Annotated in this window: 19 protein-coding genes; 8 read left to right on the top strand and 11 right to left on the bottom strand. The window is 62.0% G+C overall.

Going from position 1 to position 16,885, the window contains the following annotated elements; genetic code table 11:
* Positions 1–74: 74 nt before the first annotated feature.
* The 3 genes from ABY454_RS07505 to msrB are packed head-to-tail and all read right to left on the bottom strand — an operon-like array spanning position 75 to position 3,243.
* Positions 75–629 (bottom strand): hydrolase, encoded by a 555-nt coding sequence (locus tag ABY454_RS07505; protein WP_372929563.1) that lies wholly within the window; start codon positions 627–629, stop codon positions 75–77.
* Positions 630–677: 48 nt separating this feature from the next.
* Positions 678–2,768, bottom strand: a complete 2,091-nt coding sequence (locus tag ABY454_RS07500; RefSeq protein WP_372929562.1) for a S9 family peptidase — start codon at positions 2,766–2,768, stop codon at positions 678–680.
* Between the two features lie 25 nt (positions 2,769–2,793).
* The gene (gene msrB, locus ABY454_RS07495) at positions 2,794–3,243 is read right to left on the bottom strand and encodes a peptide-methionine (R)-S-oxide reductase MsrB (RefSeq protein WP_372929561.1); all 450 of its coding nucleotides are present in this window, start codon (positions 3,241–3,243) and stop codon (positions 2,794–2,796) included.
* A gap of 467 nt (positions 3,244–3,710) precedes the next feature.
* Between msrB and ABY454_RS07490 the strand changes: the two genes are divergently transcribed.
* The gene (locus tag ABY454_RS07490; protein WP_372929560.1) at positions 3,711–4,118 is read left to right on the top strand and encodes a MucR family transcriptional regulator; all 408 of its coding nucleotides are present in this window, start codon (positions 3,711–3,713) and stop codon (positions 4,116–4,118) included.
* A 249-nt stretch (positions 4,119–4,367) separates the two neighbouring features.
* On the top strand, positions 4,368–4,883 hold the full coding sequence (locus tag ABY454_RS07485) for a PAS domain-containing protein (RefSeq protein ID WP_372929559.1): 516 nt from the start codon (positions 4,368–4,370) through the stop codon (positions 4,881–4,883).
* 58 nt (positions 4,884–4,941) lie between these two features.
* Here the strand turns inward: ABY454_RS07485 and ABY454_RS07480 are convergent, their stop codons facing one another.
* Entirely contained in the window at positions 4,942–5,379 is a 438-nt protein-coding gene (locus tag ABY454_RS07480; RefSeq protein ID WP_372929558.1) for a SufE family protein, read from the bottom strand.
* Positions 5,380–5,590: 211 nt separating this feature from the next.
* Entirely contained in the window at positions 5,591–6,043 is a 453-nt protein-coding gene (locus ABY454_RS07475; RefSeq protein ID WP_372929557.1) for a DUF5330 domain-containing protein, read from the bottom strand.
* A 385-nt stretch (positions 6,044–6,428) separates the two neighbouring features.
* Between ABY454_RS07475 and ABY454_RS07470 the strand changes: the two genes are divergently transcribed.
* The 3 genes from ABY454_RS07470 to ABY454_RS07460 all read left to right on the top strand — a co-directional run bounded on the left by ABY454_RS07470 (position 6,429) and on the right by ABY454_RS07460 (position 9,468).
* A complete protein-coding gene (locus ABY454_RS07470) occupies positions 6,429–8,222 on the top strand; it encodes a PAS domain-containing sensor histidine kinase (protein ID WP_372929556.1) in 1,794 nt (597 codons plus the stop codon).
* A gap of 107 nt (positions 8,223–8,329) precedes the next feature.
* Positions 8,330–9,094: a peptidoglycan-binding protein gene (locus ABY454_RS07465; RefSeq protein WP_372929555.1), complete on the top strand. Its 765-nt coding sequence runs from the start codon at positions 8,330–8,332 to the stop codon at positions 9,092–9,094.
* A gap of 26 nt (positions 9,095–9,120) precedes the next feature.
* Positions 9,121–9,468: a DUF1491 family protein gene (locus ABY454_RS07460; RefSeq protein WP_372929554.1), complete on the top strand. Its 348-nt coding sequence runs from the start codon at positions 9,121–9,123 to the stop codon at positions 9,466–9,468.
* A 298-nt stretch (positions 9,469–9,766) separates the two neighbouring features.
* On the opposite strand, the gene ABY454_RS07455 is transcribed toward ABY454_RS07460, so the two are convergent.
* From ABY454_RS07455 to ABY454_RS07440, 4 genes are all read right to left on the bottom strand, one after another.
* Positions 9,767–10,345, bottom strand: a complete 579-nt coding sequence (locus tag ABY454_RS07455) for a DUF1254 domain-containing protein (RefSeq protein ID WP_372929553.1) — start codon at positions 10,343–10,345, stop codon at positions 9,767–9,769.
* A complete protein-coding gene (locus ABY454_RS07450) occupies positions 10,336–11,004 on the bottom strand; it encodes a DUF1214 domain-containing protein (protein ID WP_372929552.1) in 669 nt (222 codons plus the stop codon). The genes ABY454_RS07455 and ABY454_RS07450 overlap by 10 nt, the downstream gene beginning before the upstream one ends.
* Positions 11,005–11,040: 36 nt before the next feature.
* The gene (locus ABY454_RS07445) at positions 11,041–13,320 is read right to left on the bottom strand and encodes a PBP1A family penicillin-binding protein (protein WP_372929551.1); all 2,280 of its coding nucleotides are present in this window, start codon (positions 13,318–13,320) and stop codon (positions 11,041–11,043) included.
* A gap of 227 nt (positions 13,321–13,547) precedes the next feature.
* Positions 13,548–13,841, bottom strand: coding sequence for a hypothetical protein (locus ABY454_RS07440; protein ID WP_372929550.1), 294 nt, complete (start codon positions 13,839–13,841; stop codon positions 13,548–13,550).
* 391 nt (positions 13,842–14,232) lie between these two features.
* Between ABY454_RS07440 and ABY454_RS07435 the strand changes: the two genes are divergently transcribed.
* Positions 14,233–14,622, top strand: a complete 390-nt coding sequence (locus tag ABY454_RS07435; RefSeq protein WP_372929549.1) for a hypothetical protein — start codon at positions 14,233–14,235, stop codon at positions 14,620–14,622.
* Between the two features lie 19 nt (positions 14,623–14,641).
* Here ABY454_RS07435 and ABY454_RS07430 read toward each other — a convergent pair whose 3' ends face one another.
* Positions 14,642–14,938, bottom strand: coding sequence for a hypothetical protein (locus tag ABY454_RS07430; RefSeq protein WP_372929548.1), 297 nt, complete (start codon positions 14,936–14,938; stop codon positions 14,642–14,644).
* Positions 14,939–15,594: 656 nt separating this feature from the next.
* Between ABY454_RS07430 and ABY454_RS07425 the strand changes: the two genes are divergently transcribed.
* Positions 15,595–15,810 (top strand): hypothetical protein, encoded by a 216-nt coding sequence (locus ABY454_RS07425; RefSeq protein ID WP_372929547.1) that lies wholly within the window; start codon positions 15,595–15,597, stop codon positions 15,808–15,810.
* Between the two features lie 168 nt (positions 15,811–15,978).
* On the opposite strand, the gene ABY454_RS07420 is transcribed toward ABY454_RS07425, so the two are convergent.
* A complete protein-coding gene (locus tag ABY454_RS07420) occupies positions 15,979–16,143 on the bottom strand; it encodes a hypothetical protein (protein ID WP_372929546.1) in 165 nt (54 codons plus the stop codon).
* A gap of 148 nt (positions 16,144–16,291) precedes the next feature.
* Between ABY454_RS07420 and ABY454_RS07415 the strand changes: the two genes are divergently transcribed.
* The gene (locus ABY454_RS07415; RefSeq protein ID WP_372929545.1) at positions 16,292–16,735 is read left to right on the top strand and encodes a hypothetical protein; all 444 of its coding nucleotides are present in this window, start codon (positions 16,292–16,294) and stop codon (positions 16,733–16,735) included.
* The last annotated feature ends 150 nt before the right edge of the window (positions 16,736–16,885 follow it).

Genomic DNA, 16,885 nt, shown 5'->3' with positions numbered 1-16,885 from the left:
TGACGCTTTGGAGAGTGCGTTTTTTCACCTGAACGCAGGCTGAACCGGAGATGCAGGTTGCGTTCAGGGAGGGGCTACTTGATCAGCGCCTGAAGCTGCTTGAACTCAGGCGTGCCGGCACGTTCCATCCACTCGAACAGCACCATTTCGAGATCGACGATGTCGACGCCGGATTTCTGCATTCGGGCGAGCGCGAGCTTGCGGCTGGCCTTCGAGCGGGAGCCGACGGCATCGGCAACCACGAAGGCTTCGAAACCTTGGGACTCCAAATCCATCGCGGTCTGGGTCACGCAGACATGCGCCTCGATGCCACCGATTACGACTTGGGTGCGCCCCTCGCGGCGCAGATCGTGCAGGTGATCGCGCAGACGCTCGTTTTTGACGCAAGAAAATTCGGTCTTGTCGACGATAAGCCCATCATTGGCGAAGGCGTCGCGGATGGAATCATGGGTCGGGCCCAGCCCTTGCGGGTATTGCTCCGACAAGGTGATGGGAATGCCGAGCGTGCGGGCGGCAAGTACCAGATTCACGCAGCGGTCGACCACGCGGTCCTTGCCCGAGATGGCGCTCAGGAGCTTGTCCTGGACGTCGACGATCAGGAGTTGGGATTTTTCCCTCGCAAGCAGCATGGGCGGCACTCTCGCACAGATTTCGGCGCGCCGCCTAGGGGGTGCGGCTTACGCGCTGCCGGAAACCTTCAGCGCGAAGCCGTAAGACAGTGCGACCTCTTTCAGCCGGTCGAACCGGCCGGATGCGCCCGCGTGTCCCGCCTCCATATTGGTCCTCAGCAGCGTGAGGGTTTCGCCCGTCTCGTGTTCGCGGAGCTTGGCGATCCACTTCGCAGGCTCCCAATAGGTGACGCGCGGGTCCGTCAGGCCTGCGACTGCCAGGATGTTGGGGTAACCCATGGCACGCACGTTGTCGTAGGGCGAATAGGCGGCGATCGTGCGGTAGTCGTCCGCGCTTACGATCGGGTTTCCCCATTCCGGCCACTCCGGCGGCGTCAGCGGCAGGGTGTCGTCGAGCATGGTCGCGAGCACGTCGACGAACGGAACCTCCGCGATGATCCCGAGAAAGAGATCGGGTGCCAAGTTTGCGACGGCGCCCATAAGCATGCCGCCGGCGCTGCCGCCATGTGCAATGATCCGGCCGCGCGATGTGAACTTCTGCTGAGCGAGATATTCGCCCGCGGCAATGAAGTCGGTGAAGGTGTTCACCTTCTTCGCGCGCTTGCCGTCCTTGTACCAGCGATATCCCTTCTCCTTGCCGCCGCGCACATGGGCAATGGCGTAGACGAATCCGCGATCCACGAGCGATAGCGCGTTGGTGGAGAAACCCGCCGGCATGGTGATGCCGTAGGCGCCATAGCCGTAGAGGAGGAGCGGGGCGCTGCCGTCGAGCTTCGTCTCCTTGCGGTAGAGGAGGGTCACGGGCACGGTCTCGCCGTCCTCGGCCGGGGCCATGACACGGCGGGTGACGTAAAGGCTCGGATCGTGGCCGCTCGGAACCTCTTGGGTTTTGCGCAACACGCGTTTCCGCGTGTCCATGTCATAATCGAAGGTCTGCGTCGGCGTCGTCATCGACGCATACGTGAAGCGCAGCGTGTTCGTGTCATATTCGTAGCCGTGGGAGAGTCCCAGCGCGTACGCCTCCTCGTCGAAGGCGATTGCGTGCTCTTCCCCGTCGGCGAAACGGCGCACGACGATGCGCGGCAGCCCGTTCTCGCGCTCCAGGCGCACCAGGAAGTCTTTATAGGCGACGATATCGAGAATGAGCCGCCCAGGCCGGTGCGGTTCGATTTCTCGCCAGTTTTGCGGGCTTGGGTCGTCCGCCGGCGCTTCGACGATACGGAAGTCTTCCGCGTCATCCGAGTTGGTGAGGATGACTAGCCGCCCATCGTGGTGGTCGGCAGAATACTCATGATCAGCCTTGCGAGGCGCGATGACGCGCGGGCGCGTACAAGGATCATGCGCGTCGATCAGGCTGACTTCGGACGTCTCGTGGTCGTGCACGCCGAGCAACAGGTACTTGTTGTCCTGAGTGGTGCCGATCTCGAGGAAATAGCCAGGGTCGGCTTGCTCGTGGATGAGATGGTCGTCGCCTTCCAAGCCGATCCCATGCGCGAAAAGTTTGCGGGGCCGATGCTCCTCGTCGAGCCAGATATAGAGGAGCGTCTTGCTGTCGGCGGCCCATTGGAAACTGCCATTGTTGTCGGCGATAGAGCTATCGACCTCGGCGTGCGTCTCCGCGTCGACGATCTTGACGGTGTAAAACTCCGAGCCCTTCGTATCGACCGCGTAGGCGATAAGTTTGTGGTCGGGGCTGTGGGCGACGTTGGCGATGTGGAAATAGGCATGGCCTTCGGCCAACGTATTGCCGTCGACCAGGATCTCTTCTTCACCGCCGCCGCGTGGCTGCCGGCAGTAAAGGGGATGCTGCCCGCCCACGACATAGCGGGCGTAGTAGTCAAAGGCGCCGTCGGGTGCCGGGACGCTTGAGTCGTCCTCCTTGATGCGCCCCTTCATCTCGGCGAACAACGCCTCCTGAAGGCTCTCGGTGTCCGCCATGACGGCGCCCGTATAAGCGTTCTCCGCTTCGAGATGCGCGCGAATGTCCGCAGGCAGCGCGTCTGGATCTCGCATGACCGCTTGCCAGTTGTCGGCACGCAGCCAAGCGTAATCGTCCTCACGTTCGATGCCGTGATGGGCGGAGCGCGATGGGCGGCGTTCGGCGCACGGTGCGCACGCCAAGGGAGCTGTTTCGTTCATGTCGCTTTATTGCGTAGACGGAAGACTAGCTTGAGGTCTCGCCACTGGCATCGCTGGTGTCAAGGTCGAGGGCGCAACCGTTGATGCAATAGCGCATGCCGGTCGGCCCAGGGCCGTCGGGGAACACGTGCCCGAGATGCGCGTCGCAGTTTGCACAACGCACCTCAACGCGCCGCATGCCGAAGGAGCTGTCCTCGTGCTTGGCGACGGTGTCCGCGGACGCCACGTCGGTGAAGCTTGGCCAGCCGGTGCCGGAATCAAACTTCGTGTCCGAGCTGAAGAGGGCCGTCCCGCAGCATACGCAGCGATACATGCCGTCGCGCTTCTCCGCATGGTGGGGGTGGCTGAACGCGCGCTCGGTGCCGTGTTCACGGGTGACGTGATACTGCTCCGCCGAGAGCTTATCGCGCCACTCTTCTTTAGAGACAGCGTGTTGCTCTTTGGCCGTGTTCTGGTTCTTCTCAGCTTTGGTCATTCTTGTGAGGCTCTCGATCTCGTCTGCGGGAGGTCACGCAGAATATAAGTACTTCGGGACACGTCCCGAAGAGGTCTCCCATCGCTCTCACGCAGGCTTGATTGGCAGGCGAGCCGTCTCTTCTGAGGGCTGCATCGCAACGCCGTGCTTTCGACTGACCTGCGTCAGCGTTTGAATCTCGTTCGCCTGGGAAGATCTCCAAGCCCTTTAGTCCACTGGTTAGAATGCAGTCTTCGTCAGAAGAGTTGCGTTGCAAGTTTGTGGAAAAGTGCTATAGAGACAGATCAGAGAGACATGTTATTGATTTACATGCTGGATAGTTGTGTAACATCGAAGTTTCTGGCCATAAAAACGGCATAATCCGGTGGCTCAAGGAGCCCTGAGAGCTGGCGAGATGTGCTAGGGACCGCCAAATTGCGGCCCGCTCGGCCAAAGCCGGACATTAGGCGGATCAAGGAGCGAATTTGATGGACGCGAATTTGGAGAAGAACGAACTCGTTGAGCTGACCGCCGAGATCGTCTCGGCTTATGTCAGCAACAACACTGTCGTGGCCGCCGACCTACCTGGCGTCATCCAAAATGTGTTCGAAGCGCTGAGCAAAGCGTCCAATGCTTCTACGCAGCCGCCGAAGGAAGAGTTGAAGCCTGCGGTTCCGATCAAGAAGTCCGTGACGCCCGAATTCATCATCTGTCTCGAGGACGGGAAGAAGTTCAAATCGCTGAAGCGCCATCTGCGCACGCATTACGATTTGTCGCCCGAAGAATACCGGGAGAAGTGGGGCTTGACTCACGACTATCCCATGGTCGCGCCGAACTACGCGGCAGCGCGTTCGGATCTCGCCAAGCGCATGGGGCTTGGTCAGCGGCGGCGCTAGGAACGCGGCACGGCTTAAGCGACTCCAGCGCTTACGATTTTTGAAACGGCGGCGCCCGCAAGATCGCGTGGCCGCCATTGCTCTATCTACAAGCCATTGTGACTCTTAGCTGAATCCGTCCTGCATCCCTTGTATGTGACAGGCGAACTCCACATAGTCGTGGGGTCGCGATTCGCGCAAAAGCAAAGCGCTGCGCGGCAGGGGGAAACAACAATGCCGTCCGCATGCGCTTTTCGCGCCCAGCTGGTCATGCAGGGACAACGCGAACTCTACGATTATTGGCGCCAAAGCGCTGGTGAGCGGGTCATGCCGGCGCGGCCCGATTTCGATCCGCTTAAGGTGCCCGGCCTCTTGCCTCATATCGGTCTGATCGATGTCAGAGACGGACTGGATAAAGGCTCGTTCACGCTCGCAGGCACGTGCCTGCGCGATATTTATGGCGCGGAAATCACCGGGCGACGCCTGTCGGATATCTTCTGCGGGGATTGCGCGACGTATTGGAGCCGTGTCTACGCGCGCATCGCCATGGCAGGCTTGCCCGGAACCGGCGTCGTTCGCGGGCCTTCGAAGGGCCGCGACCATGTCGTGCTGTTCTGGTTGCGGTTGCCCCTGTCGGACGATGGGCGCCGCGTGGATCGGATCCTCTGTCTCGACATCGCTGGCCCGTTTGAAACGAACGAGGCCGACACCCCCTGTGCATCTCAGTGCTATCCCCGGGTGTCGCCGGAGCCGGTCACGCTTGGGGCGCGCGTAGCTGTTGCCTGACCGTGCGATTGGCCGCATTCAAGGCCCGCGAGCTCGCCCTTGTAGGCGCTGAGTAAGCCTAGTTCGCCGTGGCGGCGTCGTTCTGAATACGCTTCACCATCGCCATGAGCCCATTGGAGCGCTGCGGCGTCAGATGCTCCTTGAGGTGAAGGTCGCCGAGTGTCTTGACGGCATCGATGCTCAAGATCTCGTCCGCGCTCTTGCCTGAGTAGATGGCAAACAGAATCGCGATCAGGCCGCGCACGATATGCGCGTCGCTGTCGCCGATGAAGGTGAGGCGCGGCGCGCCATCGCGCTCGATCGTGGTGGAGAGCCAGACCTGGCTGACGCAGCCTTCGACTTTGTTCTGCGCGTTGCGCTCTTCATCGGGCAGCGGCCTCAACTTTCGGCCCAGCTCAATGACGTAACGGTAGCGATCCTCCCACTCATCGAGCAGCTCGAAGTCGGCAAGGATCTCGTCGAAGGTCGGAACAGAGGTGCTGGTTGCAGTGTCCATATCCCAAATATAGGGGGGGATGAGCCCGGCCGCGACGGCCTTTGTCAAAAGAAATAGGGCGCGCAGTTTGGGAGGGAAAGGGCAGAAACCTTCCCAACTGCGCGCCCTCGTTTGGCAGGCGGGGGGCTGCCAACAGGTCTTGGACTCCGATCGCACCGCGCAATCGGACAATTCTCAATTCGCGCCGGCGCGAAAGCCGGCGCACTGCCCTTTAGATGCCCGGACCGCCCCAAGCGGCTTCCCGGTCCTGAGGATTCAAGGTGTCTTGGGACGCAGATGCATCCCAAGTGGTCGCCGGCTCCAAGGGCGCCGCTGCCGGGACCGGCATGACACTGTTGTCGCTCGGCATGACATTATTGTCGGCTGGCATCGGCACCGGTCCAGGGACAGGTCCGGGAACTGGGACAGGGTTGCTGTCGAGGTTCCCTGTCTGCTCTTCGACCAGGTTCATCACGACCTGGGCGCCGTACTGGGCCTTTTGCACCAGCAGTTCAAAGGCATCCTGACCCTTGACGCATGTCTGCGGATTGCGGTCGCAGAACGTCGCAACGTCGTTCATGGCCGTCTGCGCGGTCCCGTAGATCTCATTCTGCTGGTTCTCGTCGGTCGGAAGCAGCAGAACAAGAACGAGCAACCAGAAGCCCGTTCTGATTAGAAACATCATCGATTTGCCCTCTCTGTTAACTACGGCTTTTTTGCCGTATGTTTTTCTGCAATTTCCCCTGCAGATTGACGCACTATAGCTCGAAGAAAATAATATACCGTCTCGGAAACCCCTAAATTTTGAATCGACAACTTCACTCAACGAAGACTCTAATGCAATTAGTACTTCTTTATACTTCATTTTTATTTCCTCTCAAAATTATCTCAATTTGGAAATGTGCCGGCAAGGACTGCTTTACGATGTGGTTTCCACGGCCCCGTTTGCGGTTCCGGAGCTTCGCTCAGCGCCCGGGGGCCCCCGCGCTTTATGCATTCCTTAAGCGCGGCCCCCGAATAATCCCGGTTCGATTCAATCGGGGACGAAGCGGCCACTGGGCCGCTACGAGATGCGCGTGTTTGGTAATGAGAGTTTTCGCGGGCTGTCGGTGTATTTCGGCTCGCTGGTGCACAATTCCGCGCGCGGCGATGCCCTCACGATAGCGCGGCACCGGTCGTTCATCGCCTCGCGCCTGCTTGGCGGTCTCCTGGCCCTCTGTGTGTTTCCCATCTATCTCGTCGTGGGGGGAAAACCGTCGCTTTTTGGCGCCGCCGCCTTCCTATGGCTGCTGTCGCCCATCGCCATCGCCATCTTTCTTTCGCGCACCGGCCGTTTTGGGGCGGCACATCTGATATCGGCCGTCAATTTCGCAGGCCTCGTGACCTATTGCGCATGGCTGACAGGCGGCCTCGCCTCCGGCCTGCTGCCATGGCTGGTTGCGGTACCTTTCGAGGCCGGGCTTGCCACGGACAGGCGGATCGTCATTTGGGCGGGTGGGGCATCGGCCTTTGGGCTCGTCGTGTTGGCGGTCTTGGGCGCTGCCGGTCTCGTCCCCGCCTCGGCATTACCGCTATCGCCATCTGTCTTCGCGCTGCTCGGCGCAGCATCTGCCACCGCTTACGCCGCAGGGCTGGGGGTGATGAGCCAAGTGGTGCACAGACATTCGGAAAGCGCCATTCGGGAGAGCGAGGAGCGCTATCGCCTCATTGCCGAGAACGCGAACGACATGATCACGAGCCACGATGCCGAAGGCCGCGTCGTTTTCGCCTCGCTGGCAGCCCAGAACCTGCTCGGTGAGCCGGTTCAGAAAATTCTGGGCGACGGTCTGTTTGAGCGCGTGCACTTGGCGGACCGGCCCGCATATCTGACAGCATTGTCGCGCTGCCAGGCCAGTAACCAGACCATTGCCGTGGAGTTTCGCGTGCGCCGCCCTGGGGCCGGCGAGGGCGACCGCTATGCATGGGTCGAGATGCGGTGCCGCCCAATGCCCTCAGTCGGAGGCGCCGGTCAGGAACGGTCGGCCGTCGTGGCCGTGACACGCGACATCACCGAACACAAGGCGCAAGAAGCGCAGCTTCTCAAGGCTCGGGACGAGGCCGAAAGCGCAAGCCGGGCCAAGACCCAGTTCCTTGCGAGCATGAGTCATGAACTGCGTACGCCGCTCAATGCGATCATCGGCTTTTCGGAGATGCTCAATAAGGAACTTTACGGGAAGCTCGGCGATGCGCGCTATCGCGATTATTCACGCCTAATCCATGAGAGCGGCGAGCACCTTCTCAATGTGGTCAACGACATTCTCGACATGTCGAAGATCGAGGCCGGAAAGTTCAAGATCGTGAAGGAACCGCTCGATGTCGCCGCGCTTGTGACGTCCTGCTGCGATGTCATGCGTCACATGGCGGAGCAGAAGCAGATCGATCTCAAAGTCGATGTCGGGGACGTCCCCGCGCTTGCGGCCGACAAGCGCGCGTGCAAGCAAATGCTGCTCAACTTGATTTCGAACGCGATCAAGTTCACCGAGCCTGGCGGATGGGTGAAGGTCACGGCACATATTAAGGACGGAAGCATCGCCTTCGCCGTCTCCGACAACGGTATCGGCATCGCCGACGAAGACCTGGCGCGGCTCGGCAAGCCATTCGTGCAGGCCAGTGGCTCCTATGACAGGAACTACGAGGGCGCGGGGCTTGGACTATCTGTTGTGAAAGGACTTGCGCGCCTCCACGACGGTGCGCTTGAGATCACAAGCACGCTAGGGAAGGGCACGACGGCGACCATCACCTTGCCGATGGAGGCAGAGTCAGAGTTGGCAGAACCTTATCCCGCAGAATCTTGCCCCCATGTGCCGACGGCATCGGCGGCGTGAGGCACCCAGCGGGGTTGTTTAGCAACTCTTTAGTTTCGGACGCCAAGATGCCCCAAAGAGAGGCGGCGAGCCTCTCTTGCCATGATTTGTAACGAATGTAGGACCCGATGGGCGTAGTCACAGCGCGGCTCGTGTTTCTGGCCTTCCTAGGCCTGACCGGGACGATCATCTACAACGCACTCTACCTTCAGGAGCATGCGCCCCGAGGGATGAGCAGCGCGGATGCGTCCACGCAAGGCGTTGCGACAATCTCCGTCGTGCCAAAGGACGAGCCACCGGAATTCGATGCGCCCTCGGAATTTGAGGTCCCGCCGCCGGCCGCTCAGCCGAAGGCGCCGGCGCAACCGGCGGGGATGGCGTCCGTTAGCACCGATCTGCCGCCATTGCCTGCGGAGACGGCAGAATCCCAGCTCGTTGTCAGAGCCGTGCAGCGAGAGCTCGCCGCGCGGGGCTATGACGTCGGGGCGGTCGACGGCAACCTATCGGACAAGACGCGTGCGGCAATCTCAACCTTTCAAAGCAGCGAAGGCTTGACCGTAACCGGACTGCCCAGCGACGACCTGCTGCGCCAGATCTTGCTTGGGGACAGCGTTGCGCCAGCTGAGGCCACGGGGTCTGTGACGGCGCCCGATAGCATTGCGGCCAGTGCGGCGGAGCATGAAACGGTGAAGAGCGTGCAGCAAGCGCTCGCGGAGCTCGGATATGCGCCCGGTCCAGTTGACGGCGATTGGGGAGAGAACACCGCGCGCGCGATCAGCGCCTTCCAGCGCGACCGCAATCTTCCCCAAAGCGGACAGATCACGCCGGAGCTGCTCGGAGAGTTCCAGCGCGTCACGGGGCGGGACGTCACCAAGACAGCCGCGCATCGCTGACGGTTTCGCGTTAGGCTTGCCACCTCATGCGTCTTACCAGCGAAATTTGGGTCAGTGCTTATATCCGGCGCTGCCAGGCGGCGTTCGTTCAGGCCGTGGTGGTGCGCCGCGGAGACGCGGCTGCCGGTGCGATCTTCATCTCGATTGATCTGCTGGACGGGAATGTCTGTCTCTACGGGCCGGCGCCAACCGGAATCACCGGAAGCGATACGGATCGGCGCTGGGTTCGGTGTCTGGAGGGCTCCGCCGTCGCATCGGAAGAGGCCAGAGTGTTTCTGGCGCGGCAGCTCAACTTCGATTCAGATTTGTGGATCCTCGAAGTCGAAGACAGTGCGGGACGGCACTTTCTTGACGATGCCCTCGTCGAGACGTGAGCGCATCTTCGCGATTAGGATTTCGTTAACCTTACCTTGGTCTTAATTCGGCGCAGGTGCATTGGCGCCGTTGCGAATCGCGCTCATCGCGAAAGCAAACCCGTGGAGACTGAGAATGTCGACCATACTGGAATTCCGCCGAACCGAGGAGCCCGCGGCCAGGACTGACAAACCTGTTGAGGGAACGCTGGGAGAGATCATTATCTTTCCGGGCGTCCGCATCGAGCGCCACACGTCGATGGATGCACCCCAAGACAGCTCTCCTAGCCGGCGGCGTGCCCCGCGCGTCCGCAAGAAGTCACGGGCTTGAGGGCTGGTTCGAGCCTTTGTGCGCGCCACAATAGGTGGCCTTGAGGGCTCGCTCCGCTTCTACACTGCGGCTCTGGCCCGTCAGTGGCACGCGCACGAGGGCGATTCCCTCCTCCACTGGCGAATTGACCACCACGACATTGTCGAATGCCTCGGGCGAATCGACGCCGACTTCCGCGACCGTCTGGTCCGACATCGCCACGATCAGATCGACATCGGGCCGCTTCAGGTCGCCGCCAACAACCGTGTAATAGTTCTCGCCAAGCGGCGTGTAGAACGCGATGAGCCAGTTGCCGTCGGCAATGCGCGCCTTCAGGCGTACCGGTCCCTTCGAAAGGTCATAGCGGCAGATGGCATAGCGTACGTCCGGAGCCATCAACGGCATGACCTGACGCCCCGGCGCGGGCAGCGGCAATTGGATCATCTTGTTGGCAGGGCCGAGGGCCGCAAGCCTTGCGTGCGCATCTCGGGGCGCCAGCATGGGCAGCGTCAGCACGGCGGCGATGTGGATGAGACCCGCCAGCACGACGCAGAGCGCAATATAGAGTCCTGGAAGCCTTACTCGCATCGCACACGCTCGATTTTTGGCAGGCGGTCGGCTGGAATCTGACCGATACCGCTAATGTCCGTGTCGCGCACACCGTAGGCGCGCAGGACCAGCACGAGGTTGCGGTCTGGACCAGTGCCGCTCGGAAGCCAGTTTTCCGGTCTGGCGTTTCGTGAAAGATTGAGATGGAAGCTTCCGTCCGCGCGGCGGATCATCTCTTCGCTGTTGAAGCTATAGCGATTGGAAGGGTTCGGGATCAGTGAGCCATATTGATCGTAGACGGCGAGCGACCACCAACGCGCATTCAGGGGCAGCCCAACGACGGAGTACTCGCAGCCGGAGCTCAACGTGTGCCCCCAGCTATCCGTCCGTGAAACGAAATAGCGGGCTGCGGTTGAGGTGAGGGGAAGTCTGCCGCTTCGTGCAAGGTGCGCGCGCGTGTAGGGATCGGCATTCGGGTTGCCTTCGCTAAGCCAACTCTTCCACGGGCCCGCTGACATCGTCGTCAGAGGAGAGCCGCGTTCGATCATGTACCAAGCCGTGCCGATACCAAGGATCAAGGCGACCGCGAACGTCCCGATGAAATAGCCCAACGCACGCATCGACGTGCTGCCCTCTTCGCGCCAGAGGCTGGTGCGCGTTGCGGCGCCCGTCAGGGGCATGTCTGGGAGGGCGGTCACGCGGGCATCGCCTTTCGAAGGAAGCGTCTCAGCCGTTTACTGGGGAACGCCGGCGTCGGTGGGTTGTCCCGAACTCTCTGTCGCGGCCGGCGCGGGTTGGGGGCGGGAAATTCCGTCGCCATTCGCCGCCGATGCCAGGCTCGGCGCTGATGTGGGCGCAGGCGCTTGTACGCGATCGGGGCTTGTCTGGTCCTCGGGGTCGAGCGCCGGCGCCTTCTTGAGAAGGTTGCCAAGCCTCTGCAGAACCTTGCGGGTGGAGGACGACATATCCTTCACGTTTTCGGGCGGAGGCGGCACGGGCAACTCAGCCGTGGTGTTTTCAGACATGACAGCAGCGATCCTCTGCTGCTCGGCGCGCTGGCGCGGATGGGGCTCGACGCCGGGAATGGTCGGAATGTTGTCGGTGGCGTATGCCGCCGTCATGTAGGTCTTCCAGGTTTGCGCGGGGAAGCTACCGCCGGTGACGCGGGCCATGGGCCGGAAGTCATCGTTGCCGAGCCAGACGCCGGTGACATATTGGCCGGTGTAGCCCATGAACCATGCATCGCGATAGGCCGTACTCGTTCCCGTCTTGCCGGCGACGTTCGTATAGTCCAATTGCGCGCGGCGCCCGGTACCGGCCACCGTCACGGTGTGCAGCATGGAATTCAGCTGCTCCACGGATTTTCTTTTGAATATCCGCTTGCGTTTCGGTTCGTCGCGATCGTGATTGTAGAGAAGCTCGCCCGAAAGCGTGCGGATCTCCTCGATGCCATAGGGCCGAACTTCAAGGCCGCCTGCGGCAAAGACGGCATAACCGCCGACATGCTCAAGAGGCGTCATGCCGTTGTCGCCCAGCGCCAAGGAGCACGTCTTCTTCAGGTGCCGAATGCCCATCTTTTCCAGGTCGGCGAGGACCACTTCACGGCCGGCCTTTAGAGACAGCTTCACGGCCACGGTGTTGATCGACTTCGCCAACGCCCGCCGAAGCGTCATGCGACCCCTGTAGCCGCCCGAGTAGTTTTTCGGCGACCAGCGTCCGCAGCGCACGAAGCCGTCCGAGACCCCTGTGTCGGGCGTATAGCCGGCGTGTTCGATCGCGGTGAGGTAGACGTACGGTTTGAACGACGATCCGGGTTGGCGGTAGGCGTGCGCCGCACGGTTGAATTGGCTCGTGCCATAGTCCTTACCGCCGACCATGGCGCGCACCGCGCCATCGGTCTCCATCGAGACGAGCGCGCCATTATTGAAGTTTCGTGAGCGGCCATACTTGTTGACCGTGTCTTTCAAGGCGTCGTCGGCCGCTTTCTGTAGGCCGAGATCGACGGTCGTACGCGCCACCAGGATGCGGTTCGGCCTGTTGGCCATCAACCGCTGGACCTCCTCAAACCCCCAGTCGAGAAAATAGTCAGGCGTCTTCGAGTCGCCGCGCTCCACAATGCGAGCTGGGTTCAGGCGGGCGCCGTAGACTTGGCCTTCGCTCAAATAGCCGGCCTCGACCATGTTGGTCAGCACCTCATTGGCGCGCGCGCGCGAGGCGGCGAGGTTGATGTGCGGGGCGTACCGCGTCGGCGCCTTGAACATGCCGGAGAGCATGGCGGCCTCGGCCAGCGTCACCTCGCGGATCGACTTTCCGAAATAGTACTGCGCTGCTGCCTCGACGCCGTAGGAGCCGCCGCCGAGATAGGCGCGGTCGAAGTAGAGCTTGAGGATCTCCGGTTTGGTGTAGTGGTTCTCAAGATAGATGGCGATGAACGCCTCTTTGATCTTTCTCGACAGCGCCTTCTCGGGTGTGAGGAACATGTTCTTGGCGAGCTGCTGGGAAATCGAGCTGCCGCCTTGCACAACCCTATCTGCTTGGGCGTTCTCGGCGAGGGCGCGGAGCGTACCCATGATGTCGATGCCGAAGTGATCGAAGAAGCGGCGGTCCTCGGTGGCGAGCGTCGCCTTGATCATGTGATCGGGAATTTCTTCCAGCGGAACGGAGTCATCGCGCAACAGGCCGCGCTTGCCGATCTCGTTGCCATAGCGATCCAGGAAGGTGACGCTGAATTCGTCGGAGAGGTTGATCTTGCCTTGCGCGATTTCGAAGGCGGGCAGGGCAAATGTGAGCACGACCAGGAATCCGGCCACGCTCAGCGTCAGTGCTTCGCAAGCCAACTCATTGCAGGCGCGCCAGAATCCCTTGACCTCGAAACGGCCGAAGAAGGACGAATAGGCGCTCCACCAGTCGCGGAAGCCGATCCAGGCGCCATAGAGGCCGGAATCGATCCATGAATCGATCTTCAGCCAATCAATGAATTTGCCGCGGCCATTTCCTTGTAAGAAGTCCCGCAATTCAACCCGACCTCTTTGCTCGCAGCCCTTATCGGGTGCGCTATACCCGGCCGTCCGTCCGGGCGACCCTAAAGCCCAGTATACCCTGATTGGGGCTATTTATAGAGAATCCGCGGTGTTCCGCGAGCCCGAAATCGAAGGTCCGGCGTCTCAGCGCCCGAAGCCGGCCCAGCTTGTCCCCGTCTGCGTTAAGACGCCGCTAACCACGCACCGGACCGGCGGCGGCGCTAGTCGTCCACGACCGCGAAGCCTTTCCTCTCCATGCAATCCACATAGTCGGATTTGGAGGTCTTGCCGCGGAACAGCAGGATCCGGGTCACCGAGGAGATACCCTTGCGGCGGGCCTCCTCCAGGCACACCTCCTTGGCGGCCTCGAAGGCGCCTTTGGAGTCCTCGGTGGCTTGGGCCACGGCCCGGGTCGGCAGGAAGGAAACGTCGGGCGCAGCGGACTTGCGGCTGCACGCGCCAAGGCCTGAGGCCAAGAGCCCGGCCGCAAATAGCGCCACGCAGAACCTCGTCACGATGACAATCCCCCGACAGACCTTCGGCCACGAGTCAAACGGCGCGGACCCTGAAAGGCCCCGCCGCTCCCGGCCGTCCTCTTCAACCTAGTCCCTTCCGGTGGGCCCTTGTACCGAGAGGCCGGTCAAAGGTTAAGGCCGGAAGGAACGCGCACCCTCGCCGGTTCCCTGGCGCGGCGGAGGGGCACATCGGGCGGAGTGTCGGCGCAAACCAAGGCAGCATCATGGACAGGGAGCAGGGCCTGCTCAGCCGGCAAGCCTTCTGCCAGCATTTCCGGCGCGGCAGCGTATTCAGCCTCACGGATAGTCTGTGCTAAGACTCGCCCGCAAACGAGGGGCCGACAAAGAGAACACCCTTGAAAGGGAACATTTGGGAGGGAGCCTTTACGCGATGCCGAATTTCGCCTTCACCCACCGCGTCGTTGCCTTGCGCCTTGTTCTGACGGCTGCTGTTCTGGCGCTTGGAGTCCCGACGCTTGCCCAGGATGGCCGGGCGCAAGACGCGTTTGACCTGTCCGTGCCGAAGCCGGGCGAAGAGGCGGCCGCACCGGCCAATCTGGACTGCGGCACCGAAATGCTGTCCGGCAGCGGTCCGGGCTTCACGGCGGACCGCGACGACGCCGAGGAAGCGGCGATCAACGGCTGGCTGGAAAAGGCCCACACCATCTATCCCGAAGCCACATGGGATATGGCGAAGGACTCAAATCTCAGCTGCGCCGTGCAGGGGCTCTACTCGAAGTGCTTCGCGGACGCGATTCCCTGTAAGCCGAAGCCGGAATAGCACCGCGGCAGGCTTCTTTTTAAGGACAGGTCACGACCCTAAAGCACTCCAGGCAGCTCGAGGGCCCGCAGCATTTGTGGCCCGTGCCGCAATCGGAGTCCTGCGAGCACTGGCCGCAGAATGGCAGCGGCGCGACGTCGGCCCGGACGGGCGACATGATCTTGGTCTTGGGCAATTGCGTGAAGGCGCCCGGAAGGCTTAGCCCCATGGCCGCGTCGGCGACCTGCTGTGGGGCCGGCGCATCGCTCTGCGCGACGCCAAGCCCGAGAACGAGCACCAAGCCGAACATGACGAAAGCGAGATAGATAATCCGCATGGCAGCATCCTCTCTCGTGTTCCGCGCGGGGACACGAGACGCTCCCGCGCCGGGCGTCGATCTTACGCCTGCGCCGGCCTTGAGAGAAGGGCCCCGCTCCGAAGGGCTTGGCGGACGAGGGCGCCGTCAGCCGGCGGCGTGCGCGCCGTGCTCCATGGCGGTGTCGCGGGTCGCGAGCCAAGGCCTGAGCGTCGGGATCTTGTGCAGCGGCGATAGCTCGGGCTCAGGCCGCCAGCGGCGAGAAGCGGTTCTGCCGCCGCGAGGTGGAGCGGCGCCCGGGCGGGCTCGCGGCTCTTGCGCCAGGAGCGGGCAGTGCGCCGCCGATTCCGGCGGGTACGGGTGGGATGCATGGGGCTCTCCCATCGTTGATATCCTGCCCATGCTGACCCCAGCTTGGTTAATGAAGTCTTACCTCGTGGTTCAATCGGGGATGGGGCGTCGACCCCCGCGGCAATCGCGCGCGGGCCGGCGTAACGAGCCTGTCACATACGGCCGCTAGCGTGGCCTCACCTGATAAAGTGCCCTAGCGAAAGCCCCGGCGTCTTGCGAAAGCGAGCCGGGGCTTTCTCTTTAGCTGGTGTCACAAAACGGGTTGTCACCAATCCGTACACGCCTAAAATCTTGGCTCCGGGGAGTGCCGAGGAAACGGGTTCGCGATGGCCGAGCTCTGCGTCGAAGTCTTGGAGAACGGTCTTCGCGTGACCCAGCGCGGCACGCCGTTCGTCGTGACCTATATGAGGAACCAGGGGTCGCAGCTCCTGGAAGCTCAAGAGCTCCTGGCGCTGCCGGAAATCGACGGACAACAAGCCTCCTTCCTCGCCGCCGCATGGAAGGCCGCCTACGCCAAGGCCAAGGATCTCGGCTGGCTTTGAGGGCGCTCGACAAGCCTAGGAAAAAAGTCCTTGACAGCGTGACGCTGTTTGCCTAGTGTTCGGCTACAACGCGACACGTGGGCGAGACACCGTTTCGATCCACCGCGTTGAGACGCCGCGCCCAGCAATGGGGCGGCGTTGTTAGTTTCTAGCGCCGGGTCCTCGCGTCTACGACCGGGGCATGGTCAGCAAAAGACGCGCGATGGTGAAAATGGCGAGGCCGGCGATCAGCCCGAGCCCCGCGCCTTGCTCCATCAGAACGGCGCCGATCGTCATCCCGGCAAGCGCGCTGGCGATGAGACCGAAAACCCAAATCGCAATGGTCCGAAACATGTCGCCTCCAGGCGCGCGGTCGCTGTTCGATAGGGAGCCACTTCGATAGACGCTCGGTTCCGGAACCGCAAACGCTAAGCACGGCGCATTTTCCCTCGCTCCGGAAGGGGGAGGGAGGGCGCACATACAACAACAAGAACAGTACGCCATGATCCCGGACGAACCTCTTGGGGAGGAGGGCGGTGCGTACAGCGTCGACTGGGACGCGGTCCGCCACGACTTTCTCTATAGCGGCATGTCGCAGCGGCGCATCGCCTGGAAGCACGGCGCCACGGCCGGAACTTTACGCAAATACATGCGCGACGGCGGCTGGGAACGGCAAATCCGGCAGGTGAACACGCCGCGCTGTCATGCTAGGGTCTGCCCGCTTTTCAAAAGACGGGAGGGACTCATGGCCATTCAGCTGACACCACCGACGAAGAACGTCTTCTATCTGTCCATCATCTGCGCGGTCGTGGCGATCGTGCTCTATATCCTTGGCGTCCTCGGCGTCATCGGCGGCGGCTTCATGGCCGTGGCCCATATCGCCTTCTGGATCGGTATGCTGGGCTGGGCGCTGCTGATGGCAGGCGTCGCCATGAAGGGCGTCTAGGGCCGGCAGGTCTCCCCGGGGCGCCTCCGCCCCGAACCTGAAGAGACTTTCATAATGCTGCAACGCTTTGGCGAGGTGCTGCCGGAGTGTGAGGTCAGGTGCGCGCCCGTCTGTGAAGTGGTCTGTATCGTTGCGCCACCCGGGCGATGC

The sequence above is a fragment of the Methyloceanibacter sp. genome, assembly GCF_041573655.1.
Taxonomy (GTDB): Bacteria; Pseudomonadota; Alphaproteobacteria; order Rhizobiales; family Methyloligellaceae; genus Methyloceanibacter.
The sequence above is the reverse complement of the archived record's forward strand: the minus strand, read 5'-3'. Positions and strand labels throughout refer to the sequence as shown.

Coding starts and splice junctions, on each gene's coding strand:
- ABY454_RS07490 (WP_372929560.1), top strand. CDS start 3,711: ATGGACGCGAATTTGGAGAAGAACGAACTCGTTGAGCTGACCGCCGAG.
- msrB (WP_372929561.1), bottom strand. CDS start 3,243: ATGACCAAAGCTGAGAAGAACCAGAACACGGCCAAAGAGCAACACGCT.
- ABY454_RS07460 (WP_372929554.1), top strand. CDS start 9,121: ATGCGTCTTACCAGCGAAATTTGGGTCAGTGCTTATATCCGGCGCTGC.
- ABY454_RS07470 (WP_372929556.1), top strand. CDS start 6,429: ATGCGCGTGTTTGGTAATGAGAGTTTTCGCGGGCTGTCGGTGTATTTC.
- ABY454_RS07455 (WP_372929553.1), bottom strand. CDS start 10,345: ATGCGAGTAAGGCTTCCAGGACTCTATATTGCGCTCTGCGTCGTGCTG.
- ABY454_RS07465 (WP_372929555.1), top strand. CDS start 8,330: ATGGGCGTAGTCACAGCGCGGCTCGTGTTTCTGGCCTTCCTAGGCCTG.
- ABY454_RS07485 (WP_372929559.1), top strand. CDS start 4,368: ATGCAGGGACAACGCGAACTCTACGATTATTGGCGCCAAAGCGCTGGT.
- ABY454_RS07475 (WP_372929557.1), bottom strand. CDS start 6,043: ATGATGTTTCTAATCAGAACGGGCTTCTGGTTGCTCGTTCTTGTTCTG.
- ABY454_RS07505 (WP_372929563.1), bottom strand. CDS start 629: ATGCTGCTTGCGAGGGAAAAATCCCAACTCCTGATCGTCGACGTCCAG.
- ABY454_RS07435 (WP_372929549.1), top strand. CDS start 14,233: ATGCCGAATTTCGCCTTCACCCACCGCGTCGTTGCCTTGCGCCTTGTT.
- ABY454_RS07480 (WP_372929558.1), bottom strand. CDS start 5,379: ATGGACACTGCAACCAGCACCTCTGTTCCGACCTTCGACGAGATCCTT.
- ABY454_RS07415 (WP_372929545.1), top strand. CDS start 16,292: ATGATCCCGGACGAACCTCTTGGGGAGGAGGGCGGTGCGTACAGCGTC.
- ABY454_RS07425 (WP_372929547.1), top strand. CDS start 15,595: ATGGCCGAGCTCTGCGTCGAAGTCTTGGAGAACGGTCTTCGCGTGACC.
- ABY454_RS07430 (WP_372929548.1), bottom strand. CDS start 14,938: ATGCGGATTATCTATCTCGCTTTCGTCATGTTCGGCTTGGTGCTCGTT.
- ABY454_RS07420 (WP_372929546.1), bottom strand. CDS start 16,143: ATGTTTCGGACCATTGCGATTTGGGTTTTCGGTCTCATCGCCAGCGCG.
- ABY454_RS07500 (WP_372929562.1), bottom strand. CDS start 2,768: ATGAACGAAACAGCTCCCTTGGCGTGCGCACCGTGCGCCGAACGCCGC.